This window comes from Achromobacter sp. ISS7 (assembly GCF_056523125.1).
In genome coordinates this window covers 6,211,096-6,235,519 of sequence record NZ_JAWRZD010000001.1, presented here as the reverse complement: position 1 = coordinate 6,235,519, position 24,424 = coordinate 6,211,096, and the positions used below count along the sequence as shown (strand labels likewise).

The window sequence follows — 24,424 nt, the reverse complement described above, 5'->3', positions numbered from 1 at the left end:
AAATGGTGACAGCTCTATGACACAGCGCCAAATGCGTAGCGTACGACAAAACCGGGACGCATGGAGCATCCTCTCCCGGCGCCAACTGCATGTTCCATAAGCGAAAACCCGCAGCCCAAGGCGCTGTCATATGGGGTCTCTATAATCAGGCCACCTCACAGCCAATATTACGAGCCGCATGGATCAACTTCTGGCCGCCGTGGACCTCGGGTCCAACAGCTTCCGCCTCTCCATCGGACGCATCGTTCAGCAGGACGGTACGCCCCAGATCTACCAGATCGATCGCCTCAAGGAAACCGTCCGGCTCGCCGCCGGGCTGGACGCCGAAAAACGCCTTGGCGACGAAGCCATCGAGCGCGCCATCGCCGTCCTGGAACGTTTCGGCGAACGCCTGCGCAGTTTCCATCCCAACCGCGTGCGCGCGGTCGCCACCAACACCTTCCGGGTGGCGCGCAATACCCGCGATTTCCTGCCCCGGGCCGAAGCCGCCCTGGGCTTCCCGATCGAAGTCATCGCCGGCCGCGAAGAGGCCCGCCTGATCTTCTCGGGCGTGGTCCACACCCTGCCGCCCTCGCCCAACAAGCGCCTGGTGATCGACATCGGCGGCGGCTCCACCGAAGTCATCATCGGCAAGGGCCACGAACCCGGCCTGATGTCGTCGCTCTACATGGGCTGCGTCAGCTACAGCCGGCAGTTCTTCTCGGACGGCATTGTCGACGCCCATCAGATGAAGCAGGCCGAACTGGCCGCGCGGCGCGAGATCGAAGTCATCGCCAAGCAGTACCGCAAGACCGGCTGGAAGGAAGCCTACGGCTCCTCCGGCACCGCCAAGGCGCTGTACGCCATCCTCACCGAAGGCGGCATGTCCGAGCGCGGCATCACCCGCGCCGGCCTGAGCAAGCTGAAGGACCGCATCGTGCGCGCCGGCCGCGTCATCCCCTCGGAACTGCCCGGCATCAAGGTCGAGCGCGCCGACGTGCTGCCCGGCGGGCTGGCCATCATGAGCGCGCTGTTCGACGAACTGGGCATCGACGTCATGCACACCGGCGACGGCGCGCTGCGCCTGGGCGTGCTGTACGACCTGCTGGGCCGCGACGACGAGCATGACAAGCGCGACGAATCGGTGCGCCAGTTCATGAAGCGCTATCACGTCGACGTCAACCAGGCCCGCCGCGTGCACCGCGCCGCCCTCAGCCTGTTCGACACGATGATGCCCGAAGGCGCGGAACGCGCCGAACTGCGCGCCGCCCTGGGCTGGGCCGCCGACCTGCACGAAGTGGGCCTGTCGATCGCCCACAACGCGTACCACAAGCACACCGCCTACGTGCTCGAGAACGCCGACATGCCGGGCTTTTCGCGCGCCGACCAGCAACTGCTGGCGCTGCTGGCGCTGGGCCACCAGGGCAAGCTGAGCAAGCTCGAACCGCTGGTGCGCAACCGCGCCCAGTGGATCGCCATTCTCAGCCTGCGGCTGGCCGTGCTGCTGTTCCGCCGCCGCGGCGAGATCGAACCCCTGCCCCTGACCGCGTCCATGCGCAACGATTCCATCGTGGTGCGCGTGAACCGTGACTGGCTCGCGCAGCACCCGCTCAGCGACTTCACGCTGCGCGCGGAAGAAGCGGAATGGTCGAAGGTGGGATTCTCGTTCGAACTGCTCGAGTTCTGAATCGCGTCCTGAAAACAGCGCGGCCCCGGGCGCATCCGGGGCCGCGCGGCGAAACAGGCATCAAGCGCTAGAACGGCGAGAGATCCGTCTCGCGTTCGAGCTGTTTGAGCTCCAGGCGGAATGGCCGCGTTGCCCGCCGAATCAGTTTGATCTTCATACGGCGGAACAGGCGGCGCATGATCAGCGCTGACCGTTGGCCGTGGGTTGATCCAGGCCGAAATGGCGGCGGTAACGCTCGTCCATGCCGTCCATCTTCAGCAGCACCGGGAAGTCGGCGGCGTTGAAATCCGGGTCCCAGGCGGGTTCGCCGCAGACCGTCGCGCCCAGCTTCAGGTAGCCCTTGATCAGCGGCGGCACGCGGGCCGGCAGCGTGCTGTTGAGCTTTTCCACCGGGTAGCGGTGCAGCGGCGTCACGTGCGGCTGGCCTTCTTTCGGCAACTGCTTGGAAATCGTGCGCCACACTTCGGCGGCGGTGACGCCGTCGTCGCGCAGGCTGACGCTGGCGCAGCCCAGCACGTACTGGTAGCCGCCGCGGCGCAGGTATTCCGCCAGGCCGGACCACAGCAGCATGATGACCGCGCCGTTGCGGTAGTCGGCGTGGGTGCACGAGCGCCCCACCTCCACCACCTCGTCGCGGATCGGGCCCAGGCCCGACAGGTCGAATTCGGATTGCGAGTAGTAGCCGCCGGCCTCGCGCGCCTTTTCGGGCGTGAGGATGCGGTAGGTGCCCACGACACGGCCGGTGTCGAGTTCGCGCACCATCAGATGCTCGCAGAAGGGATCGAAGCGGTCGTGCTCGATTCCGTCCTGGGCATCGGGAAAGACCGCGCCCATGTCTTCGGTGAAGACGTCGTAGCGCAGGCGCTGGATCTGTTCAATTTCCTCGGCCGTGCGCGCCAGGCCGACCACCAGCACCCGTGCGGCGGGGCCCGTCCACGGTTCTGTAGCATTACGGCTTGGATTGATGCGTGCTAGTTCCAGCATTGCGCGAAGCTCCTAGAGAGTCCGGTCAGTTTGGACGCCCTGTATGTCAAAGACTTGACCAATATGTTACGTGACTATGAAGTTTAGTTCGGAGCGGTGCGGCCTTAATCCCGCAAAGTTCGACAAAACTTTACAAATCAATACCTGTTTCTCACAAACAATGGCCATTCATCGCAAAGCAATGAATGGCCATGTCTGGTCCTGGTGGATTTGAGGTTATCCCAGGCTGGCCGCCAGCTTCTCAGCCGACGTCACGGCCAGGGTTTCGTCCTCGGCCTCGACCATCAGACGCAGCTTGGGCTCGGTCCCCGAGGCGCGGATCAGCACGCGGCCGCGGTCGCCGAGCTCGGCCTCGACGGCCTGGCGCGCGGCGGTCAGGCCCGGATGGGTCTTCCAGTCCTGGCCCGGCGTCAGCGGCACGTTGATCATCTTCTGCGGATACATGCGCAGGTCCTTGATCCAGTCGGCCATCGAGACACGGTTGCGGCGCAGCGCGGTCAGCACCTGCAGCGCGGCGACGATGCCGTCGCCGGTGGAGTGGCAATCCAGGCACAGCAGGTGGCCGGAGCTTTCGCCGCCGTAGAGCCAGCCGCGCGCCTGCATCTGCTCCAGCACGTAGCGGTCGCCCACGTTGGCGCGCTCGAAGCCCACGTTCAGGCGCTGCAGCGCGCGCTCGAAGCCGAAGTTGGTCATCAGCGTGCCGACCACGCCGTCCACCTTGCCGCGCTGCATGCGCTCGCGCAGGATCGCGTACAGCAATTCGTCGCCGTTGTAGATGCGGCCGTCGCCGTCCACCATCTGCAGGCGGTCGGCGTCGCCGTCCAGCGCGATGCCCAATTGGGCGCCGCGCGCCTTCACTTCCTTGGCCAGCTGCTCCGGGTGCAGCGCGCCCACGCCCTTGTTGATGTTGAAGCCGTCCGGGTGCACGCCGATGGCATGCACTTCGGCGCCCAGCTCGCGAAACACGTGCGGCGCGATGTTGTAGGCGGCGCCATGGGCGGCGTCCACCACGATCGTCATGCCGTTCAGGTCGAGGTCGTTGGGAAACGTGCTCTTGCAGAATTCGATGTAGCGGCCCTGGGAATCCGACATGCGGCGCGCGCGGCCCAGTCCTTCGGAACTGACACAGCCCAGCGGTTCGTCCAGCGCGGCCTCGATGGCCGCCTCGATCTCGTCGGGCAGCTTCATGCCCTGGGCCGAGAAGAACTTGATGCCGTTGTCCTGGTACGGATTGTGCGAGGCGCTGATCACGATGCCCGCCACCAGGCGCAGCGCGCGGGTCAGGTAGGCCACGGCGGGGGTCGGGATCGGGCCGGCCAGCAGCACGTCGATGCCCGCGGCCGACAGGCCGGCCTCCAGCGCCGATTCCAGCATGTAGCCGGAGATGCGCGTGTCCTTGCCGATCACCACCTGCGGGCGGCTGCCGCCGCGCACCGCGTGTTCGCGCGCCAGCACGCGGCCTGCCGCGTAACCCAGGCGCAGGGCGAATTCCGCGTTGATCACCGGGCCGCCGACTTCGCCGCGCACCCCATCGGTACCAAAATACTTGCGTTGAGTCATGAAGTGATTGCTCCTTGTTCAGCCGCCTGCCAGACCTTGAGCGCGTCGACCGTGGCCGCCACGTCGTGCACCCGCACGATCGAGGCGCCACGGGCCACACAGGCCAGGGCGGCGGCAATGCTGCCGGACAGCCGGTCGCCGACCGGCCGGCCGGTGGCCTGGCCGATCATGTTCTTGCGCGACAGGCCGATCAGCAATGGATAACCGCCGCTGCGCAGGCTCGACAGCCGGCGCAGCAATTGGAAGTTCTGGTCGGCGGTCTTGCCGAACCCGAAACCGGGGTCCAGCACGATGCGTCGGGGATCGATCCAGGCGGCGCGCAGCTTCTGTGCCCGCGCTCCCAGGAAGAGCCCGATCTCGCCAATCAGGTCGGAATATTCGGGCGGCGTCGCCTGCATGGTGCGCGGCTCGCCCTTCATGTGCATGACGCACAGTCCGCAGCGCGACTGCGCCACCGCCTCGATGGCGCCGGGCTGTCGGAAGCCGTAGATGTCGTTGATCATGTCGGCGCCGGCATCGAGCACGGCGCGCATGACCTCGGGCTTGAAGGTGTCGATCGACAGCGGCGTGCCGCAGTCGCGCAGCGCCTCGATCACCGGCAGCAGCCGGTCCAGTTCGTCGGCGACCGACACCGGATCGGCGCCGGGCCGCGTCGACTCGCCGCCCAGATCGAGGATCTGCGCGCCTTCGTCGATCAGGCGGCGCGCATGCGCCACCGCGGCATCGGTATCGTCGTGCTGGCCGCCGTCGGAAAACGAATCCGGCGTGACATTGACGATACCCATGACAAGCGGGCGCTCGAGATCAAACTCGAAGCGCCCGCAAAGGAAGTTATTCGCCATAAATCAGGACGAAAGACCTCAGACCGCGGCTGCCGTGTTACCGCCGGCGGCCAGGCCAGTCGGAGGCGTATCAGACGTATCCGACGGGCCTTGCGGCGTCTTCGGGGGACGCGGCGGGCGGCCCTCGATGATGTCGTTGATCTGGTCGGCGTCGATGGTTTCCCATTCGAGCAGCGCGGCGGTCATGACTTCGACCTTGTCGCGGTTGTCTTCCAGGATCTTGCGCGCGACGCCGTACTGCTCGTCGATGATGCGGCGGATCTCGGAATCCACCTTCTGCATGGTGGCTTCGGACATGTGCGTGGTCTTGGTCACGCTGCGGCCCAGGAAGACCTCGCCTTCGTTCTCGGCGTAGACCATCGGGCCCAGCTCGTCGGTCATGCCGTAGCGCGTGACGATGTCGCGGGCGATGGCCGTGGCGCGTTCGAAGTCGTTCGAGGCGCCGGTGGTCATCTGGTCCATGAAGATCTCTTCGGCGATACGGCCGCCAAACAGCACCGCGATGGTCGACAGCAGGCGGCTCTTGTCCATGCTGTAGCGATCGGTCTCGGGCAGCTGCATCGTCACGCCCAGCGCACGGCCGCGCGGGATGATGGTGACCTTGTGGACCGGATCGGTCTTGGGCAGCAGGCGGGCGACGATGGCATGGCCGGACTCGTGGTACGCGGTGTTCTTGCGTTCCTCTTCGGGCATGACGATCGAGCGGCGCTCGGCGCCCATGATGATCTTGTCCTTGGCCTTTTCGAAGTCCGACATGTCGACCGTGCGGCCGTTGCGGCGCGCGGCGAACAGCGCGGCTTCGTTGACCAGGTTGGCCAGGTCGGCGCCGGAGAAGCCCGGGCAGCCGCGCGCCAGGATGGTCGCGTCGACGTTGGGCGACAGCGGCACCTTGCGCATGTGGACCTTCAGGATCTGCTCGCGGCCACGGATGTCGGGCAGCGGCACCACGACCTGGCGGTCGAAACGGCCCGGACGCAGCAGCGCCGGATCCAGCACGTCGGGACGGTTGGTGGCGGCGATCACGATGACGCCCTGGCCCGACTCGAAGCCGTCCATTTCCACCAGCATCTGGTTCAGCGTCTGCTCGCGCTCGTCGTTGCCGCCGCCCAGGCCGGCGCCACGCTGGCGACCGACGGCGTCGATTTCGTCGATGAAGATGATGCAGGGCGCGTGCTTCTTGGCGTTCTCGAACATGTCGCGCACGCGGGCCGCGCCCACGCCGACGAACATTTCAACGAAGTCCGAACCGGAGATGCTGAAGAACGGCACCTTGGCTTCGCCGGCGATGGCCTTGGCCAGCAGCGTCTTGCCGGTACCGGGCGAGCCGACCATCAGCACGCCGCGCGGAATGCGGCCACCGAGCTTCTGGAACTTGCTGGGGTCGCGCAGGAAGTCGACCAGTTCCTGGACGTCTTCCTTGGCTTCATCGCAGCCGGCCACGTCGGCGAAGGTGATCTGGTTGGTGTTCTCGTCGAGCATGCGGGCGCGCGACTTGCCGAAGCTGAACGCGCCGCCCCTGCCGCCGCCCTGCATCTGGCGCATGAAGAACACCCACACGCCGATCAACAGCAGCATGGGGAACCAGGACACGAAGATGCTCATCAGCAGCGACTGCTCTTCGCGCGGCTTGCCCGACACCTGCACGCCGTACTTGAGCAGATCGGAGACCATCCAGAGGTCGCCCGGCGAGGTCAGCGTGTAGGCGCGGCCCGCGTCCGGCGTGACGTACAGCACGTCGCCGCCAGGGCCACCTTGCACGTCCACCTTGCGGATACGGCCCGCTTTGGCGTCATCCATGAACTGCGTGTAGGTCACGCCGTCCTGGGTCTGCGCGCGTCCGTCGAACTGCTTGAAGACCGTGAATAGCACGAGGGCTATCACCATCCAGACGGCGACTTTCGAAAATGAATTATTCAAGGTCGATCTCCTGCTTTCGATTCCGACCGGCGACCGCGCACCCGCATATGGCACAGTCACAAGTATGTCAATAGCCCATTCTACCCTGTCGGACCGGGTTGCGTCCTGGGAAGGGGCGGGGCCGCTAAGTTACGTCTGATTCGTGATTTTGCTGGTCGTTGTCTCGGCAGGCCGGCCGCCATCGGGCCGGTAGGTTCTTGTGACCGGGGCACGGGCCCCGGCGCGGGTTATTTCAGATCGCGGGCAACCAGAAAGGTTTCGGAGGACTTGTCCCGCGACGCCTTCGGCTTACGCTCGACCACCCGCTTGAAGTGCTGCTTGAAGGTTTCCACGATCTGCGAAAAGCCGGTTCCGTGGAATGCCTTGACGATCAGCGCCCCGTTGGGCTTGAGGTGAGCGAGGGAAAACTCCATCGCCAGCTCGCACACGTGCTGGATGCGCGCGGCGTCGGCGATACCCACGCCGGATAGGTTGGGGGCCATGTCGGAAATTACAAGGTCCACCGCGCGCGATCCGACCATCTCTTCCAGTTGTTTCAAAATGTCATCTTCGCGGAAGTCGCCGAGGATGAATTCGACGCCCGCCACGGGCTCCATGGGCAGCATGTCCAGGGCGATGATGCGCCCGTCCACCACCCCGCCCGGCCCCGCCAGGCGCTCGCGCGCCACCTGGGACCAGCTGCCGGGGGCCGAGCCGAGGTCGACGACCAGGTCGCCACGACGCAGCAGTTTCTCGGTGTCGAGAATCTCGATCAGCTTGAAGGCGGCGCGGGCCCGGTAGCCCTTCTGTTGCGCCATCTTCACATAGGGATCGTTGATGTGCTGGTGAATCCAGTCTTTGGAGAATTTATTCTTGGCCATTACCGTACAATTCCACGCATGCCTATATTAGAACTTACCTCTCGTGAGCGCAGCGACCTTCGGTCCGCCGCTCACCCTCTGCGCCCCGTCGTCCTGATCGGCGACAATGGCCTGACCGAAGCCGTGCTCAAGGAAATCGACCTGGCACTCACTTCCCACGGCCTGATCAAGGTCCGGGCCGGCGGCGACGATCGCGAGGCCCGCGAGGCCATGCTGTCGACCATCTGCGACACCCTGTCCTGCGCCCCGGTGCACCACCTGGGCAAGACCCTGATCCTGTTCCGCCCGCTGGCCGGCAACATCAAGCCGCCCGTGCTGGCCGCCCTTGAGCCGGAACGTCCCGCCAAGCGCCGCGCCTCCGAGCCGCATACGCCCAAGAAGCTGGCCGCCGAAGGCAAGACCCTGGCCAAGCGCCCGCGCCGCTCCGAGACGGAAGAGCCCAAGCCGAAGACCCGCTTCGTGCCGCAGGACCAGCTCAACAAGAACGGCAAGCCGATGCGTCCCGGCACCAAGAAAACCACTTCCGGCAGCCACGGCATTCCGCGCCGCGCCGGCAGCGCACTGAGCCTGCGGGCCGGGGCACGCAGCGGCACCAGCCGCAAGTCGTCGCCCAAGCGATAGTACCGCCAGGCACAAAAACGGGCGCTTTACGCGCCCGGTCCACCATAGTGTTCCGCAATCTTGCCGCGGGAATCCTTCCGGATGCCCGGTTCGGTCTATGGTGTTTTGCTGATTTTACCGCTCAGGGCCGGCGTTAGATGTAACGCACGCCCAGGACTTCATACTCGCGAACGCCAGCCGGGGCCTTGACCTCGACCACGTCGCCTTCGCTCTTGCCGATCAGCGCGCGGGCCACGGGGCTCGACACGGAGATCAGGTTCGCCTTGATGTCGGCTTCGACGTCGCCGACGATCTGGTACGTCACGCGATCACCCGAATCCAGGTCCTCGATGTCGACGGTGGCGCCGAACACGGCACGACCTTCGGCCTCGAGCGAGCTCGGATCGATCAGGTGGGCATTGGAAAGCGTGCCCTCGAGCTCGGCGATCCGGCCCTCGATGAAACCCTGGCGCTCGCGAGCCGCGTCATACTCGGCGTTCTCCGACAGATCGCCCTGCGCGCGCGCCTCGGCGATAGCGTTGATGACGGCGGGACGTTCCACGGTTTTCAGCCGCTGGAGCTCTTCTTGCAAGCGCTCGGCCCCGCGCACGGTCAAAGGAATGGCAGACATGTCGTTTCCCAAACAAAAGTAGAAAACGCCCCCGACGGAGCGTTCTCGGTGTGAAGGTCATGGACCTGACGCATGGGCGCCGTCGGATGACAAGTCGTGACGGGCAACGTCTGGGGCGGAACGGCCAGGGGCGGGCAAGGCTGAACCCGATGGATCCCCCGCTGCCCGCTCGGGCCGGCCCGCCGGACGAATGCGGCAAGCTGCGACCAAAACAAAACCCCGGCTCGGGTCGGAACCGGGGCAATCAAGGCCATATTGTGGTCAAAGTCCACGGGAATTGCAAGCCACCGGAGAAACCGGCGTTTTCGGCGCATTTCGGCGCTGTAACCCGCTAAAACCCGTCGTTTCCTGGATCGGCGCCGGCGTTGCGTAAAAGATACTCAGCGGTAGGGATAAACCCGACCGCGGGGGGTTATCAAAAGGGTTTATGTAAAAACGGCAGGTTGTATTCAATAAAAAAGGTATAACCGACAAACTGGCCCATTAATAACAATTAAATACATGCCGGTATTCGCCGGCATTTTCCTGTTTTAAGCGAAGGGATACGCGGGCCGGCCATTTCGGCCACGCGTAAAGCGATTGATTGTGCGTGTTGCAGGTTGGGCGGACGCATCGCAGTCATCCGGGCGCGACGTTCGTCCCTCTATCGCAGCGCTGGCGTGCAAAGGATCCGCGCCTGCGGTGGAGCGCGTTCAAGAACGGGAGCTCCCATGCTGGAAAAATTGAAAGTCCGTACGGGCATGATGCTGGTGTTGGCCTGCTTTGTGATTACCCTGGCGCTGGCTTGCGGTTTGAGCTGGATGAATGCCGAAAACAGCGTGCGGGAAATCGAGGACCTGAATAATGTCGCCGTGCACCAGGTCGATCCGCTTTATGAATCCAACGCCGCGCTGCTGCGCGCCCGGCTGTCGCTGGGCTCGGGCATCGCCGACCTGCAGGCCGGCGCCCAGGACCAGGCGGCCAGCGCGGAAGCCGCCGCCGCCGAGCAGCTGAAACTGGCCCGCGAACGCTTCGAGCGCTACATGGCGGTGCCCAAGAGCGAACGCGGCCAGGAACTGGCCGTGGTCCTGCAGGGCCGCTTCAACGCCTACGCCGCCGGGCTGGACGAACTGGACGCGGCCCTCAAGGAACGCTCGGTCGCCCGCTACCAGCAGAACGAAGCGCGGGTGCGCCAGGCCGACGCCGATTTCGCCAAGGACATGCAGGTGTTCCTGGCTCGGGTCCAGGAGCGCAGCGACGGCGTGCTGGAACGCTCGCAGAGCACCTATTCGACCGCCCGCATCTCGGCCATCGTGCTGCTGTCGGTGGCGCTGCTGCTGGCGGTGCTGTGCTGGGCTTTCATCCGCCGCGGCGTCCTGCTGCCGCTGCAGGACGCCGGCCGGCATTTCGACCGGATCGCCGCCGGCGACCTGACCCAGCGGGTCGACGCCCGCTCCAACAACGAGATCGGCACGCTGTTTTCCGCAGTGCGGCGCATGCAGGAAGGCCTGACCCGCACGGTGACGACGGTGCGCCAGGGAGTGGAGGAGATCAACGTCGGCGCGGCCGAGATCGCCGCCGGCAACGCCAACCTGTCGACCCGCACCGAGGAACAGGCGGCCGCGCTGGAAGAGACCGCCTCGACCATGGAAGAACTGGCCGCCACAGTCAAGCAGAACGCCGACAACGCCGCCCAGGCCAACCAGCTGGCGGCGGTGAGCATGGAGGTGGCGCAGCGCGGCGGCCACACGGTCGGCCAGGTGGTGGCCACCATGCAGGGCATTTCCGAGAGTTCGCGGCGCATCGCCGATATCGTCTCGGTGATCGACGGCATCGCCTTCCAGACCAATATCCTGGCGCTGAATGCCGCCGTGGAGGCGGCCCGCGCCGGCGAACAGGGCAAGGGCTTCGCCGTGGTGGCGGGCGAGGTGCGCACCCTGGCGCAGCGCGCCGCCCAGGCGGCCAAGGAGATCAAGGCCCTGATCGAAACCTCGGTCGAGACCGTCGCGGCCGGCTCGTCCCAGGTGTCGGCGGCCGGGCAGACCATGGAGGAAATCGTGATCTCGGTGCAGCGGGTGGCCGACATCATGGGCGAGATCTCGGCGGCCTCGGCCCAGCAGGCCGGCGGCATCGACCAGGTCAGCCTGGCGGTCTCGCAGATGGACGAGGTGACGCAGCAGAACGCCGCGCTGGTGGAAGAGGCCTCGGCCGCCGCCTCGGCCATGGAGGACCAGGCGCGGCGCCTGGCGGAAGCGACCTCGGTCTTCAAGACCCAGTCGGGCCAGGTGATCGAGGTGGCGCCAGTGCAGGTCGGCGGCAGGACGCCGGCCTCGCGGCTGTCGCGCTCCTGAGGCGAGCGGACCGGCCGCGGCCGGTCCCGCTCATGCCCCTGAAGGAAGCCGGCCGGGCGCGACGCCCGGCCAGTTCGCGGGACCGGCGCAAAAGCAAGCCATGGCTGCCCCTTGCGCCGCCCCGCCCTACTTCTTGCGGCGCAGCAGCGCGTACAGGATGATCGCGCCGAAGGTCGCGGTACCGATGCCGCCCAGCGTGAAGTTGCCCAGCTTGACGGTGAAGTCACCCGCGCCCAGCACCAGCGTGACCGCGGCCACGATCAGGTTGCGGTTGTCGCTGAAGTCGACCTGGTTCACCACCCAGATGCGGGCCCCGGCGATGGCGATCAGGCCGAACACCACCACCGACATGCCGCCCAGCACGGGCCCGGGAATGGTCTGGATCAAGGCGCCGAACTTGGGCGAGAACCCCAGCACAATGGCGATCAGCGCGGCGATGACGAACACCAGCGTCGAATAGATGCGGGTCACCGCCATCACGCCGATGTTCTCGGCGTAGGTGGTGACGCCGGTGCCGCCGACGGCGCCCGAGACCATCGTCGCCACGCCGTCGCCGACGAAGGCGCGGCCCAGGTAGCGGTCCAGGTCCTGGCCGGTCATGGCGCTGACGGCCTTGACGTGGCCCAGGTTCTCGGCGACCAGGATGATGGCCACCGGCACGATCAGGCCCATGGCCTCGGCCTTGAAGACCGGCGCGGCGAAGTGCGGCAGGCCGAACCAGGCGGCGGCCGACACGGCCGAGAAGTCGATCGGCTTGCCCAGGTTCAGGCCGTTGGCGCAGATGGCGTAGACCACGCAGGCCAGGATCAGGCCGACCAGGATCAGCAGGCGCTGCACCATGCCCTTGGTATAGACGGCGATGCCGCCCACGCACAGGATGGTGACGATGGCCATGGCGCTGTCGAAGCCCGAGGCGCCCATGGCGCCCTTGGCGGCGATCGGCGCCAGGTTCAGGCCGATCACCGCGACCACCGCGCCGGTCACCACCGGCGGCATCAGGGTGTCGATCCAGTTGGCGCCGCCGCCGGCGCGGCCATTGGCGATCCAGACCAGGACGCCGATCAGCGTATACGCCAGGCCGCAGGCGATGATGGCGCCCAGCGCCACGCCGATGTTGGCGTTGGCGCCGCCGCCGGCATAGCCCGTGACGGCGATGACGCCGCCGATGAAGGCGAAACTGGAGCCCAGGTAGCTGGGCACGCGGCCGCCGACGAACAGGAAGAAGATCAGCGTGCCGATGCCCGACATCAGAATGGCGACGTTGGGATCGAAACCCATCAGCAGCGGCGCCAGCACGGTGGAGCCGAACATCGCCACCACGTGCTGGGCGCCCATGGCCACGTTCTTGGGCCAGGACAGCCGTTCGTCGGGGGCGATGATGACGCCGGGCTGGGCGTCGTCCGCCAGGCGCCAGCGCGGAAAATAGGAATTGGACATGGAATCCCCGGGAGTGATTGGTGTGAGCGGGCGCCAGTGTAAAGGGGGCCGGGAACGGGCGGCAACTTAAGTTCCCCGCCGGAATGCCGTATTAGTGGAAACCCCAGTCAATCCTCTCCCCCGGAGACCTTCATGGCCATCGATTCCATCAGCGGGACCTCGCGCATCGGCAGCATGGCCGACCTGTGGGCACAGAAGATCCAGGCCAACAAGGAGGCCAAGGACGCCAAGGCCGGCGATCCAGGCGTCACGGTCACGCCCGACGGCAAGATCCGCGTCAACAGCGCCGGCGCCAAGAAGGTGGGCCAGGCCGAGGAAACCGAATCGTCCGAAAACGACGACTATTACACCCAGGTGATCAAGGAGCTGCAACGCCAGCTCAAGCGCGTCATGGAGCAGATCGCACGCGTGCGCGACAGCAATGCGTCGGCGGAACAGAAAGCCACCCAGCTGCAGGCGTTGAACGGACAGGCGCAGCAGATCATGGGCCAGATCCAGAAGGTGATGACCGAGAAGGTCAAGGCGATGGCCAAGGCCAACGGCGGCGTCTCGGCCACGGCCTAGCTTCCTTCCCGCGGGTTCTCCCGAATGCCCGCCGGGCTGATGGCGCGCATCAAAATTTGTGATTGGACTGGCGGCGCATGCAGCCGCTAAGGTCTCCGGACAAATCGAAAAACCACGGAGACAAACCATGCATGCAATGCGCACAGCCCTTGCAGGGGCGCTGCTGGCCGCCTGCGCCGCCCCCGCCCTGGCGGGCACCGTCACGGTGATCACGTCGTTCCCCAAAGATTTGACCCAGGCCTACAAGACCGCGTTCGAGAAGGCCAACCCCGGCATCACGCTGGAAATCCTCAACAAGAACACCGTGTCCGGCATCGCCTACGTGCGCGAGACGCCGGCCGGCCAGCGTCCGGAAGTGTTCTGGGCCAGCGCGCCGGACGCCTTCGAGGTGCTGGGCCGCGACAAGCTGCTGGCCAAGTCGTCGGATGTGGCCAACAAGGACGTGCCGGACAAGATCGGCAACTACCCCATCAACGACCCGGGCGGCATGTACCTGGGCCAGGCGCTGGCCGGCTACGGCATCGTCTACAACACGCGCTACATCGCGGCGCACAAGATTCCCGCGCCGGTCGAATGGAAGGACCTGCTGGCGCCGCACTGGTTCGGCCACGTCGGCATCACCTCGCCGTCGCGCTCGGGGACCATGCACCTGACGGTCGAGACCATCCTGCAGGGCGAAGGCTGGGACGACGGCTGGAACACGCTGCTGCGCATGTCGGGCAACAGCAGCGCCGTGACCGAGCGCTCGTTCGGCGTGCCGGACGGCGTCAACAACGGCCAGTTCGGCGCGGGGCCGGTGATCGACTTCTTCGGCCTGTCGAGCAAGTATTCGAAGTTCCCGGTGGAGTTCGTCTATCCCTCCGAGACCGCCATCGTGCCGGCCAACATCGCGCTGATCGACGGCGCCAAGAATACCGAGGAAGGCAAGAAGTTCATCGCCTTCACGCTCAGCCAGGCGGGCCAGGAGCTGCTGCTGGAGCCGAAGATCTCGCGCCTGCCGGTGCTGCCGTATTCGGCGCTGGCCGGCAAGGTGCCGCAGGGCTATCCCGACCCGGCCGAGATCGCGCGTCGCAGCAAGGTGCAGTTCAACGCCGACCTGTCGCAGACGCGCTACTACGTGGTGCAGTCGCTGTACGACCAGACCGTCACGTTCCGCCTGAAGGAATTGCAGGCGGCAACCAAGGCGATCTACGACGCCGAGGCCAAGCTCGGCGACAAGGGCAAGAGCGGCAAGCCGGCCGAACTGCTGGCGCAGGCCCGCAAGCTGGCCTGGGCGCCGCTGGTCGACGGCAAGCAGGCCGCCGACCCCGAGTTCCTGAAGATCTTCAGCGGCAACAAGAAGGACGCCGCGGTCAACCAGCAGATCACCAAGCTGGAAGGCGAATGGAACGGCACGGCCAAGAGCAATTATGAGCAGGCCGTGAAGCTGGCGCGGGAAGCCGCGGCGCTGTAGGCCCGGCTCGCGCCGGACGGGGGGCTCGCCCCGTCCGGCCGCCGCCCCGCCGCGGGCGGCCTGTCTTGAACCATTACGGGAATCTCGATGAATCTTCCGGGCCATTCACGCCTGCCCGCCGGCCCCGTGCTGGCCGCGCTCCTGGTGCTGGGTTTCCTGGCGCTGTTCCTGGCCGTGCCGGTGGGCACGGTGTTCTACAGCGCCTTCGTCAACGCCGACGGCGGCTTCACCATCGGCCACTTCGGCGCGTTCTTCAACCAGCCGCTGATGCTGGAGGCGTTCTTCAACAGCCTCTACGTGGCGGGCTGGTCGGCGCTGCTGGCCTCGCTGATCGCGGTGCCGCTGGCGTACTTCACGGTGCGCTTCGACTTTCGCGGCGCGCTCATCATCCAGACGCTGGGCGTGCTGCCGCTCATCATGCCGCCCTTCGTCGGCGCGGTGGCGATGCAGCTGATCTTCGGCCGCTCGGGCAGCGTCAACCTGCTGCTGAACGACTGGTTCGGCTTCACCATTCCATTCATGGAAGGGCTGAACGGCGTCATCTTCGTCGAGGCGCTGCACTACTTCCCGTTCATCCTGATGAACCTGGTGGTGGCCTTGCGCAATATCGACGGCGCCATGGAAGAAGCCGCCTTCAACCTGGGCGCGCGCGGCTTCCGGCTGTTCCGCCGGGTGATCTTCCCGCTGGCGCTGCCGGGCTACGTGGCCGGCACCTCGCTGGTGTTCGTCAAGGTGTTCGACGACCTCGGCACGCCGCTGGTGCTGGGCACCACCAACATGCTGGCGCCGCAGGCCTATCTGCGCATCACGCAGGTGGGGCTGGAGGATCCGCTGGGCTACGTCATCAGCGTCATCATGATCGCCTTCTCGATCCTGGCGCTATGGCTGTCGGCGCGGGTGCTCAAGGGACGCGACTATTCCACGCTGCAGAAAGGCGGCAACTCGATCCAGAAGCGCAAGCTGCGCCCCGCCGAAAGCGTGCTGGCGTATGGCTGGATCGCCCTGGTTCTGCTGCTGGTGCTGTCGCCGCACATAGGCGTGCTGCTGCTGTCGCTGGCGAGCGTCTGGAGCTTCGCGCCGCTGCCCGACGGGTATACGCTGGCGCACTACAGCGCGGTGTTCAGCGAGTCGCAGGGCATGATCGCCAACACACTGCTCTACTGCGGCCTGGCGGCGGGCGTGGACGTGATCCTGGGCACCGCCATCGCCTACCTGATGCTGCGCACCCGACTGCCGGCGCGCCAGTGGCTGGACTTCCTGGCCTCGGCGGCGCTGGCGATCCCGGGCATCGTGCTGGCGATCGGGCTGCTGCGCACCTTCCGCGGCGTGGAGATCCCGGGCACCGGCACGCTGCTGACCTCGTCGTGGATCATCATCATGATCGCGTACTCGGTGCGGCGGCTGCCCTACGCGCTGCGTTCGTGCGTGGCCGCGTTGCAGCAGATCAACGTATCGCTCGAGGAAGCGGCGCAATCGCTGGGCGCGACGCGGATGCGCACCATCCGGCGCGTGGTGGTGCCGCTGATGGCCGGCGGCATGCTGGCCGGCTTCGTGACCAGCTTCGTGACCGCGGCCGTGGAGCTGTCGGCCACCATCATGCTGGTCACCAAGGACAGCCAGGCGCCGATGAGCTATGGCATCTATCTGTACATGCAGAGCGCGGCGGGCCGCGGCCCGGGCGCCGCGTTGGGCGTGCTGGCGGTGGCCGCGGTCGCCATCGGCACGTATGTCTCGCACTTGCTGGTCGAGCGGGCCCAGTCGCGCCAGCGGCCGGCGCGCCACGACGAGACGGCCTGAACCAAGGGGAATCGACATGAAGAAAGTCAGCGTTGAATGCCGCAACATCCGGCTGTCGTACGGCAAGACGGAAGTGCTCAAGGACGTCAACATCAGCATCGAACCGGGTGAGTTCTTCGCCCTGCTGGGGCCGTCCGGCTCGGGCAAGTCCACCCTGCTGCGCCTGATCGCGGGCTTCAACCGGCAGGACGCCGGGCAGTTGCTGGTGGACGGCAAGGACATCAGCGCCATCCCGCCGTGGAACCGCAACATCGGCATGGTGTTCCAGAACTACGCGCTGTGGCCGCACATGACGGTGTGGGACAACGTCGCGTTCGGGCTGGTCGAACGCAAGCTGCCGCGCGAGCAGATCCGCGCCAAGGTCGAGGCCGCGCTGGAACTGGTGGGACTGTCGCAATACGCCCGCCGCCGCCCCAACCAGCTGTCCGGCGGCCAGCAGCAGCGCGTGGCGCTGGCGCGCACCATCGTGATCGAGCCGCAGGTGCTGCTGCTGGACGAGCCGCTGTCCAACCTGGACAAGAAGCTGCGCGTGCAGATGCGCCAGGACCTGCTGAGCCTGCAGCGGCGGCTCGGCATCACCACCATCTTCGTCACCCACGACCAGGAAGAGGCCATGACCACCGCCGATCGCATGGCGGTGCTGGACCACGGCGTGGTGCAGCAGATCGGCGCGCCCAGCACGCTGTTCGATTACCCGGTGAACCGCTTCGTGGCCAATTTCGTCGGCACCATGAACGTGCTGGAGGGCGAGGTGCGCGAGCGCACCAGCGGCAGCGTGGTGCTGGCGGTGGAAGGCGTGGGCGACCTGCACCTGCCGTTGGCCGCCGAAGCCCCGGCGGCGCAGCGCCTGGCGGCCAGTTTCCGGCCGCACACGGTGCAGATCGAGATGGCCGACGGGCTGGGCGACGCGCGCTACGTGTGGCTGCCGGGCGTGGTGGAAAGCAGCGAGTTCCTGGGCGAATTCACCCGCTACCAGGTGCAGATCGGCGAACAGCGCCTGACGGCCGACCAGTCGCACCTGGCGGGGCTGTCGCCCTTCCCGGTGGGCGCGCCGGTGTCGATCGGGCTGGAGCCGACCCAGGTGCGGCTGCTTGCCGCCTGAGCCCGCTTCCCCTACAAAGGCGGCATGAAAATCTATCAGATCCGCGCCTTCGTCACGGTCGCCCGCCTGGGCAACCTGACGCGGGCCGCCGAAGCGCTGTCGCTGACCCAGCCCGCTGTCACCGCGCAGATCAAGGCGCTCGAACAGAGCCTGGGGGTGGCCCTGTTCGACCGCAGCGGCGGACGGCTGGCGCTGGCCAAGGCCGGCGAGATGCTGTTGCCCACCGCCGAATCGCTGCTGGTGCTGGGCGCGCAATTCAAGTCCGAGGCGCAGCAGCTGCAGGGCAGCCTGCAGGGCGTGGTGGAGCTGGGCCTGCCCAGCGAAAAACCCGACTTCCTGCGGCTGGGCGAGCTGGCCGCGGCCATCACGCAGCGGCTGCCGCTGATCGAATTGAAGACGCAGATCCAGCCCACCGTGGTGCTGGCCGAGCAGGTCAGCACCGGCCGGTTGCCGGCGGCGCTGACCATCGCCGCGCATCCGCCGCGCGGCGTGCTGTGGCTGCCGCTGCGCAGCGTGCGCTACCGCATCGCGTTGCCGACCGAACACGCCACGGTGCTCAAGCGCGGCGGCTGGCGCGAGGTGGCTCAATTGCCGTGGCTGGACGGACCGGCCGGCAGCCACACCCACCTGCTGCTTCGCGACATGTTCGAGCGCCACGGGCTGTCGCCGCGCATCGCCATGCAGAACGACGACCAGGCCAACCTGGAGGCGCTGGTGCGGGCGGGCGCCGGTTGCGCGCTGCTGCGCGAGGAAACCGCGCTGGCCGGCGCGGCCTCGGGCGACTTCATGGTGTGGGGCCAGGCGCGGGCCGACGCCATGCTGGGATTCATCCTGCCCTATGAACGCGCTAGCGAGCCCGCGCTGGTCGCGTTAAGCTCGATCATTCAAGCCATCTGGAAGCCGCGCGCGCCCGTCGCGCCCGAGCCGCTCTGAGCCGGACCCGCCACGCGCGCCCTTCCCCACCGTATCGACATCGTAATGACTGAAATCTGGTTCATCCGCCACGGCGAAACCGACTGGAACCGCCAGCGCCGACTGCAAGGCTGGCAAGACATCCCCCTGAACGAATTCGGCCGCAACCAGGCCGGCCTGCTGGCCTCGCGCCTGCGCGAAGACGCCCGCGGCACGCCGTTCGATGCGATCTACAGCAGCGACCTGCAACGCGCCCACGCCACCGCCACGCCGGTGTCGGAACAACTGGACCTGCGCGTGCGGGTCGAACCCGGCATCCGCGAGCGCGGCTTCGGCGTGCTGGAAGGGCTGGACCTGGAGCGCATCGACGTGCTGGCGCCGGAAGCCGCGGCCGCCTGGCGCAGCCGCGATCCGCTGCGCGCGCTCGATGGCGGCGAGACGCTGGGCCAGTTCCAGTCGCGCGTGATTTCAACGGTCGACGACGTGGCCAGCCGCCACGACGGCGAACGCATCCTGATGTTCACCCACGGCGGCGTGCTGGACATCATCTGGCGCCACGCCAGCGGCGTGCCGCTGAACGCGCCGCGCGACGCGGCGCTGCTGAACGTCAGCATCAACCGCGTCGGCGTGCGCGGCCGCCAGTGGGAAGTGCTGGATTGGGGCGACGTGGGCCACGTGGCCACGGAAGTGGGCGACGACGTCGTGCCGTGAGGGCTCAGCCGCCCTTGTCCGCCTTGCGCGGCTTGCGCGGCGCGTTGCGCGCCAACCGGTCGTAGACCGCGTTGGGCAGCAGGCGCATCAGTTTCGCCACCACGCCCATCTGCCACGGGATCACCGTGTACGACGTGCCGCGCCCGATGGCCGCATGGGCGCGCTGCGCGAACTTGTCGGCGTCCATCAGGAACGGCATCTTGTACGGGTTGTGCGCCGTCATCGCGGTCCTGATATAGCCCGGCGCGATGGTGACGACGCGGATGCCGTCGTCCGCCAGTTCCAGCCGCAGGCTTTCGCAGTAGGTCACCACCGCCGATTTGGAGGCGCTGTAGGCGCCCGCGCCCGGCAGGCCGCGCACGCCCGCAACGCTGGCGATGCCCACCAGCCGGCCGCCGCCGGCCGCGCGCATCGGCTCGACGAAAGGCTCGAAGGTCGCCACGGTCGCCAGCAGGTTGGTATCGACGATGGCCTTGAAGACCTCGTAATCCTCGTGATGCCCGGTCAGCGTGCCGGCGCTGATGCCGGCGCTGGCGATGACCACGTCCACCCGCCCCTGGCAGAATGCAATGAAGTCCTGCGCGGCCGCGTGCAGCGCCTGGCGGTCGCACACGTCGACGGCGTAGCAGCGATGCTCGCCGGGCAGGCTGGCGGCCAGTTCCCGCAGCGCGTCTTCGCGCCGGCCCAGCAGGCCGAGCGTGGCGCCGCTGGCGGCGTAGCGCTGCGCCAGGGCGCGGCCCAGGCCGCTGCTGGCGCCGGTGATGAATACTCTGTCCATGGAGGCTCGCCCCGCGTCGGATGAAAAAAGGCGGAGCCTCCCGGATGAGAGGCTCCGCCCGCTATGCTACAGGAACGCCGGCGCGAGTCTTACAGGAAGATCAGCGCGAAGATCGCCGCCACCAGCGCCCATTTGGACAGGTAGTACAGCGGCTTGCTCTTCTTCTTGAGCGCCTTGCCGAAGCGGCGCACGGCATACACCGCGCCGAAGATGCGGTTGATGCCGCCGGTGGCGTCGCCTTCCTGGTTGGGCGCGGCCGCCGCGCGCAACAGGAAGCCGCCGACCACGCGGTTGAACGCCCGGGCCCAGCGGTAACGCATGGGACGCTCGACGTCCGCGAACAGGATGATCCGGTTCTGGTCGGTCTTGTTTTCGGCGTAATGGATGAAGGTCTCGTCGAACACCACCGCCTCGCCGTCGCGCCAGTAGTATTCCTGGCCATCGACGTTGATGTAGCAGTCGGGGCTGTTCGGCGTGATCAGGCCCATGTGGAAACGCAGCGAACCGGCGTACGGATCCCGGTGGCGCGGCAGGCGGCTGCCCGGCGGCAGCGAGGCGAACATCGCGGCCTTGATGGTCGGGATGCCCGCCAGCAGCTGGGTCGTGACCGGACAGAGGGCCTCGGCCGAGGGATGGTCGGCGTCGTACCACTTCAGGTAGAAGCGCTTCCAGCCCGTCTTGAAGAACGAGTTGAAACCGGCATCGTTGTACTTGTCCGAGGCCTTGATGTGGCCGTCCCCGTACAGGTTGACGGCCTCGGCGCGGATTTCCTCGCAGCGGTCCAGCAAGACCTTCAGCTCCGGGAACTGGTCCAGATCGAGATAGGGCTTGTTGGGCACGCTGGAGAACGCGTACATGAAGCAGTTCAGCGGCGCCGTGAACGTGGAATGATCCAACGCCTGCCGCGAGAACTTGTGTCGGACGCGGCCACGGTAGTGAACTACCGTGGCGCATACGATGAATAACGCCAGAATGAACCACTTCATTCTTTTGTCCTAAAGTCACTTGAAGGCGCGCCCTCTGCGCGCCCAAGCGTTATTTGTCCGACAAAGACGCGTGAAGTTCCTGCAGCGGATACACCTGCAGGCCGAGGCCTTGACGCAGATATTGCATGCCCTCGACGGCCGCGCGAGCGCCGGCGATGGTGGTGAAGAACGTCACGCGGGCCGCCAGCGACTGCGTACGGATGGTGCGCGAATCGACGATGGCGTTGCGACGCTCTTCGACGGTGTTGATGACCAGCGAGATCTCACCGTTCTTGACCATGTCGACGATGTGCGGACGGCCTTCGGTGACCTTGTTGACGCGCTGCACCGGAATGCCGGCCGCTTCGATCTCGGCGGCCGTGCCACGCGTGGCCACCAGCTTGAAGCCCAGGGCGTGCAGGCCGCGCGCCACTTCCACGGCGCGGGGCTTGTCCTGGTTTTTCACGCTGATGAACACCGTGCCGGATTCCGGCAGGCGCACGCCGGCGGCCAGCTGCGACTTGACGAAGGCTTCGCCGAAGCTGGTGCCCACGCCCATGACTTCGCCGGTCGACTTCATTTCCGGGCCGAGGATGGTGTCCACGCCCGGGAACTTCACGAACGGGAACACGGCTTCCTTGACCGAGAAGTAAGGCGGCACGACTTCCTTGGTGATGCCCTGGGCCGCCAGCGTCTGGCCGGCCATGGCGCGCGCGGCGATCTTGGCCAGTTGCAGGCCGGTGGCCTTGGACACGTAGGGCACCGTGCGCGAGGCGCGCGGGTTCACTTCCAGCACGTAGACGTCGCCGCCCTGGATGGCGAACTGCACGTTCATCAGGCCGCTGACGTTCAGGGCCTTGGCCATCATGCCGGTCTGGCGCTTGATCTCGGCGATGACGTCGGCCGACAGCGAGTAAGGCGGCAGGCTGCAGGCGGAGTCGCCCGAGTGCACGCCGGCCTGCTCGATGTGTTCCATGACGCCGCCGATGAAGACGGTTTCGCCATCGGCCAGGCAGTCCACGTCGACTTCGGTGGCGTTGTTCAGGAAGCGGTCCAGCAACACGGGCGAGTCATTGCTGACCTTCACGGCCTCGCGCATGTAGCGCTCGAGGTCCTGCTGCTCGTGCACGATTTCCATCGCGCGGCCGCCCAGCACGTAGCTGGGACGCACCACCAGCGGGTAGCCGATCTCGGTGGCGTGGGCCAGGGCCTCGGCTTCGGTGCGGGCCGTGCGGTTGGGCGGCTGGCGCAGGCCGAGCTTGTTCAGCAGCTTCTGGAAGCGCTCGCGGTCTTCGGCGATGTCGATGGATTCCGGGCTGGTGCCGATGATCGGCACGCCGTTGGCTTCCAGCGCGCGCGCCAGTTTCAGCGGGGTCTGGCCGCCGTACTGGACGATCATGCCGACCGGGTTTTCCTTGTGGACGATTTCCAGCACGTCTTCGAGCGTCAGCGGCTCGAAGTACAGGCGATCGGACGTGTCGTAGTCGGTGGAGACGGTTTCCGGGTTGCAGTTGACCATGATGGTCTCGTAGCCGTCGTCACGCAGTGCCAGCGCGGCATGCACGCAGCAGTAGTCGAACTCGATGCCCTGGCCGATGCGATTCGGGCCACCGCCCAGCACCACGATCTTCTTGCGATCGGTGGGCGCGGCTTCGCACTCTTCCTCGTAGGTCGAGTACATGTAGGCCGTGCGGGTGGCGAACTCGGCGGCGCAGGTGTCGACGCGCTTGTAGACCGGGCGCACGTTCAACTGGTGACGCAGCTTGCGCACTTCGGATTCCACGGTGTCCAGCAGGAACGCCAGGCGGCGGTCGGAGAAACCGCGGCGCTTCAGTTCCCACAGGGTGGCGTAGTCCAGGTCGGACAGCGTCTTCTGTTCGAGCGCCAGCTCGATGTCGACGATTTCCTTGATCTGCGACAGGAACCACGGGTCGATGTGCGTGATGTTGTGCACTTCGTCCAGCGTGAAGCCTTGCGCGAAGGCGTCGCCCACGTACCAGATGCGTTCCGGACCGGGTTCGCCCAGCTCGACCTGCAGCTTTTCGCGGTCGGTGGTCTTCTGGTTCAGGCCGTCGACGCCGACTTCCAGGCCGCGCAGCGCCTTCTGGAACGATTCCTGGAAGGTGCGGCCGATGGCCATGACTTCACCCACGGACTTCATCTGGGTGGTCAGGCGCGCGTCGGCGGTGGGGAATTTCTCGAAGGCGAAACGCGGCACCTTGGTGACCACGTAGTCGATCGACGGTTCGAACGAGGCGGGCGTGGCGCCGCCGGTGATTTCGTTCTTGAGCTCGTCCAGCGTGTAGCCCACGGCCAGGCGCGCGGCGACCTTGGCGATGGGAAAGCCGGTGGCCTTGGACGCCAGCGCCGACGAACGCGACACGCGCGGGTTCATCTCGATGACGATCATGCGGCCATTCTCGGGGTTGACCGCGAACTGCACGTTCGAGCCGCCCGTGTCCACGCCGATCTCGCGCAACACCGCGATCGATGCATTACGCATGATCTGGTATTCCTTGTCGGTCAGCGTCTGGGCCGGCGCCACGGTGATGGAGTCACCGGTGTGCACGCCCATGGGGTCCAGGTTCTCGATGGAGCAGACGATGATGCAGTTGTCCGCCTTGTCGCGGACCACTTCCATCTCGAATTCCTTCCAGCCCAGCAGCGACTCTTCGATCAGCAGCTCGCTGGTGGGCGAGGCTTCCAGGCCGCGGCGGCAGATGGTTTCGAATTCTTCGGCGTTGTAGGCGATGCCGCCGCCCGAACCGCCCATGGTGAAGCTGGGGCGGATCACGGCGGGGAAGCCCGAGGTGCCGACTTCCGCGGCGATGCGGCGCTGCACTTCCCAGGCTTCGTCCATGCTGTGGGCGACGCCCGACTTGGCCGACTCCAGGCCGATGTCGGTCATGGCCTGCTTGAACTTCTGGCGGTCTTCGGCCTTTTCGATGGCGTGCTCGTTGGCGCCGATCAGTTCGACGTTGTGCTTCTTCAGCACGCCGTGGTGGGCCAGGTCGAGCGCGCAGTTCAGCGCGGTCTGGCCGCCCATGGTGGGCAGCAGCGCATCGGGCTTTTCACGCTCGATGATCTTTTCGACGGCTTGCCAGGTGATGGGCTCGATGTAGGTGACGTCGGCCGTTTCCGGGTCCGTCATGATCGTGGCGGGGTTGCTGTTCACCAGGATGGTGCGGTAACCCTCGGCCTTGAGCGCCTTGCACGCTTGCGCGCCGGAATAGTCGAATTCGCACGCCTGCCCGATGATGATGGGGCCGGCGCCGATGATGAGAATGCTTTTTAGGTCTGTACGCTTGGGCATGA

The 24,424-nt window shown here is 66.5% G+C and carries 19 protein-coding genes; 9 read left to right on the top strand and 10 right to left on the bottom strand.

From position 1 onward, the window contains the following. The first annotated feature begins 178 nt into the window (after nucleotides 1-178). The gene (ppx, locus tag AC1HFW_RS28350; protein WP_006390680.1) at nucleotides 179-1,666 is read left to right on the top strand and encodes an exopolyphosphatase; all 1,488 of its coding nucleotides are present in this window, start codon (nucleotides 179-181) and stop codon (nucleotides 1,664-1,666) included. Nucleotides 1,667-1,846: 180 nt separating this feature from the next. Here ppx and AC1HFW_RS28345 read toward each other — a convergent pair whose 3' ends face one another. From AC1HFW_RS28345 to AC1HFW_RS28325, 5 genes are all read right to left on the bottom strand, one after another. Next, nucleotides 1,847-2,650, bottom strand: a complete 804-nt coding sequence (locus AC1HFW_RS28345; RefSeq protein WP_035359337.1) for a GNAT family N-acetyltransferase — start codon at nucleotides 2,648-2,650, stop codon at nucleotides 1,847-1,849. Nucleotides 2,651-2,866: 216 nt separating this feature from the next. Next, entirely contained in the window at nucleotides 2,867-4,210 is a 1,344-nt protein-coding gene (gene glmM, locus AC1HFW_RS28340; protein ID WP_479286016.1) for a phosphoglucosamine mutase, read from the bottom strand. Then, nucleotides 4,207-5,052, bottom strand: a complete 846-nt coding sequence (gene folP / locus AC1HFW_RS28335; protein WP_006390683.1) for a dihydropteroate synthase — start codon at nucleotides 5,050-5,052, stop codon at nucleotides 4,207-4,209. Before folP ends, glmM begins: the two co-directional genes overlap by 4 nt. Nucleotides 5,053-5,070: 18 nt before the next feature. Continuing rightward, nucleotides 5,071-6,969 (bottom strand): ATP-dependent zinc metalloprotease FtsH, encoded by a 1,899-nt coding sequence (gene ftsH, locus AC1HFW_RS28330; protein ID WP_006390684.1) that lies wholly within the window; start codon nucleotides 6,967-6,969, stop codon nucleotides 5,071-5,073. Nucleotides 6,970-7,196: 227 nt separating this feature from the next. Further along, on the bottom strand, nucleotides 7,197-7,829 hold the full coding sequence (locus tag AC1HFW_RS28325; protein ID WP_006390685.1) for an RlmE family RNA methyltransferase: 633 nt from the start codon (nucleotides 7,827-7,829) through the stop codon (nucleotides 7,197-7,199). An 18-nt stretch (nucleotides 7,830-7,847) separates the two neighbouring features. Here AC1HFW_RS28325 and AC1HFW_RS28320 point away from each other — a divergent pair, with 18 nt between their 5' ends. Beyond that, nucleotides 7,848-8,450, top strand: a complete 603-nt coding sequence (locus AC1HFW_RS28320; RefSeq protein ID WP_020926788.1) for a YhbY family RNA-binding protein — start codon at nucleotides 7,848-7,850, stop codon at nucleotides 8,448-8,450. Nucleotides 8,451-8,583: 133 nt separating this feature from the next. Here AC1HFW_RS28320 and greA read toward each other — a convergent pair whose 3' ends face one another. Next, on the bottom strand, nucleotides 8,584-9,060 hold the full coding sequence (greA, locus tag AC1HFW_RS28315; RefSeq protein WP_006390687.1) for a transcription elongation factor GreA: 477 nt from the start codon (nucleotides 9,058-9,060) through the stop codon (nucleotides 8,584-8,586). A gap of 710 nt (nucleotides 9,061-9,770) precedes the next feature. Between greA and AC1HFW_RS28310 the strand changes: the two genes are divergently transcribed. Next, entirely contained in the window at nucleotides 9,771-11,390 is a 1,620-nt protein-coding gene (locus AC1HFW_RS28310; RefSeq protein ID WP_479286014.1) for a methyl-accepting chemotaxis protein, read from the top strand. Between the two features lie 126 nt (nucleotides 11,391-11,516). Here the strand turns inward: AC1HFW_RS28310 and AC1HFW_RS28305 are convergent, their stop codons facing one another. Then, on the bottom strand, nucleotides 11,517-12,827 hold the full coding sequence (locus tag AC1HFW_RS28305; protein ID WP_198487186.1) for a solute carrier family 23 protein: 1,311 nt from the start codon (nucleotides 12,825-12,827) through the stop codon (nucleotides 11,517-11,519). A gap of 132 nt (nucleotides 12,828-12,959) precedes the next feature. On the opposite strand from AC1HFW_RS28305, the gene AC1HFW_RS28300 reads away from it, so the two are divergent. The 6 genes from AC1HFW_RS28300 to AC1HFW_RS28275 all read left to right on the top strand — a co-directional run bounded on the left by AC1HFW_RS28300 (nucleotide 12,960) and on the right by AC1HFW_RS28275 (nucleotide 19,366). Next, nucleotides 12,960-13,391, top strand: a complete 432-nt coding sequence (locus tag AC1HFW_RS28300; protein WP_241068200.1) for a FlxA-like family protein — start codon at nucleotides 12,960-12,962, stop codon at nucleotides 13,389-13,391. A 127-nt stretch (nucleotides 13,392-13,518) separates the two neighbouring features. After that, nucleotides 13,519-14,844, top strand: a complete 1,326-nt coding sequence (locus tag AC1HFW_RS28295; protein ID WP_035359344.1) for an ABC transporter substrate-binding protein — start codon at nucleotides 13,519-13,521, stop codon at nucleotides 14,842-14,844. An 87-nt stretch (nucleotides 14,845-14,931) separates the two neighbouring features. Continuing rightward, nucleotides 14,932-16,641, top strand: a complete 1,710-nt coding sequence (locus AC1HFW_RS28290; protein ID WP_479286012.1) for an ABC transporter permease — start codon at nucleotides 14,932-14,934, stop codon at nucleotides 16,639-16,641. Nucleotides 16,642-16,657: 16 nt separating this feature from the next. Then, nucleotides 16,658-17,743 (top strand): ABC transporter ATP-binding protein, encoded by a 1,086-nt coding sequence (locus tag AC1HFW_RS28285; RefSeq protein ID WP_061073683.1) that lies wholly within the window; start codon nucleotides 16,658-16,660, stop codon nucleotides 17,741-17,743. A gap of 24 nt (nucleotides 17,744-17,767) precedes the next feature. Continuing rightward, entirely contained in the window at nucleotides 17,768-18,676 is a 909-nt protein-coding gene (locus tag AC1HFW_RS28280) for a LysR family transcriptional regulator (protein ID WP_479286010.1), read from the top strand. Between the two features lie 45 nt (nucleotides 18,677-18,721). Beyond that, entirely contained in the window at nucleotides 18,722-19,366 is a 645-nt protein-coding gene (locus tag AC1HFW_RS28275; protein ID WP_006390695.1) for a histidine phosphatase family protein, read from the top strand. 4 nt (nucleotides 19,367-19,370) lie between these two features. On the opposite strand, the gene AC1HFW_RS28270 is transcribed toward AC1HFW_RS28275, so the two are convergent. The 3 genes from AC1HFW_RS28270 to carB all read right to left on the bottom strand — a co-directional run bounded on the left by AC1HFW_RS28270 (nucleotide 19,371) and on the right by carB (nucleotide 24,422). Next, nucleotides 19,371-20,144, bottom strand: a complete 774-nt coding sequence (locus AC1HFW_RS28270) for an SDR family oxidoreductase (protein ID WP_479286009.1) — start codon at nucleotides 20,142-20,144, stop codon at nucleotides 19,371-19,373. Between the two features lie 89 nt (nucleotides 20,145-20,233). After that, nucleotides 20,234-21,130, bottom strand: a complete 897-nt coding sequence (gene lpxO / locus AC1HFW_RS28265) for a lipid A hydroxylase LpxO (protein WP_479286007.1) — start codon at nucleotides 21,128-21,130, stop codon at nucleotides 20,234-20,236. Between the two features lie 49 nt (nucleotides 21,131-21,179). Next, nucleotides 21,180-24,422 carry a carbamoyl-phosphate synthase large subunit gene (gene carB, locus AC1HFW_RS28260; RefSeq protein ID WP_061073680.1) on the bottom strand — a complete coding sequence of 1,081 codons (3,243 nt, stop codon included), beginning with the start codon at nucleotides 24,420-24,422 and terminating at the stop codon, nucleotides 21,180-21,182. Nucleotides 24,423-24,424 lie beyond the last annotated feature (2 nt).

Bases quoted from the DNA above. Each gene is read 5' to 3' on its own strand.
- greA (WP_006390687.1), bottom strand. From the start codon at position 9,060: ATGTCTGCCATTCCTTTGACCGTGCGCGGGGCCGAGCGCTTGCAAGAA.
- glmM (WP_479286016.1), bottom strand. From the start codon at position 4,210: ATGACTCAACGCAAGTATTTTGGTACCGATGGGGTGCGCGGCGAAGTC.
- AC1HFW_RS28280 (WP_479286010.1), top strand. From the start codon at position 17,768: ATGAAAATCTATCAGATCCGCGCCTTCGTCACGGTCGCCCGCCTGGGC.
- AC1HFW_RS28275 (WP_006390695.1), top strand. From the start codon at position 18,722: ATGACTGAAATCTGGTTCATCCGCCACGGCGAAACCGACTGGAACCGC.
- AC1HFW_RS28290 (WP_479286012.1), top strand. From the start codon at position 14,932: ATGAATCTTCCGGGCCATTCACGCCTGCCCGCCGGCCCCGTGCTGGCC.
- AC1HFW_RS28270 (WP_479286009.1), bottom strand. From the start codon at position 20,144: ATGGACAGAGTATTCATCACCGGCGCCAGCAGCGGCCTGGGCCGCGCC.
- carB (WP_061073680.1), bottom strand. From the start codon at position 24,422: ATGCCCAAGCGTACAGACCTAAAAAGCATTCTCATCATCGGCGCCGGC.
- AC1HFW_RS28295 (WP_035359344.1), top strand. From the start codon at position 13,519: ATGCATGCAATGCGCACAGCCCTTGCAGGGGCGCTGCTGGCCGCCTGC.
- ppx (WP_006390680.1), top strand. From the start codon at position 179: ATGGATCAACTTCTGGCCGCCGTGGACCTCGGGTCCAACAGCTTCCGC.
- AC1HFW_RS28325 (WP_006390685.1), bottom strand. From the start codon at position 7,829: ATGGCCAAGAATAAATTCTCCAAAGACTGGATTCACCAGCACATCAAC.
- AC1HFW_RS28305 (WP_198487186.1), bottom strand. From the start codon at position 12,827: ATGTCCAATTCCTATTTTCCGCGCTGGCGCCTGGCGGACGACGCCCAG.
- AC1HFW_RS28320 (WP_020926788.1), top strand. From the start codon at position 7,848: ATGCCTATATTAGAACTTACCTCTCGTGAGCGCAGCGACCTTCGGTCC.
- AC1HFW_RS28300 (WP_241068200.1), top strand. From the start codon at position 12,960: ATGGCCATCGATTCCATCAGCGGGACCTCGCGCATCGGCAGCATGGCC.
- AC1HFW_RS28310 (WP_479286014.1), top strand. From the start codon at position 9,771: ATGCTGGAAAAATTGAAAGTCCGTACGGGCATGATGCTGGTGTTGGCC.
- folP (WP_006390683.1), bottom strand. From the start codon at position 5,052: ATGGCGAATAACTTCCTTTGCGGGCGCTTCGAGTTTGATCTCGAGCGC.
- AC1HFW_RS28285 (WP_061073683.1), top strand. From the start codon at position 16,658: ATGAAGAAAGTCAGCGTTGAATGCCGCAACATCCGGCTGTCGTACGGC.
- lpxO (WP_479286007.1), bottom strand. From the start codon at position 21,130: ATGAAGTGGTTCATTCTGGCGTTATTCATCGTATGCGCCACGGTAGTT.
- AC1HFW_RS28345 (WP_035359337.1), bottom strand. From the start codon at position 2,650: ATGCTGGAACTAGCACGCATCAATCCAAGCCGTAATGCTACAGAACCG.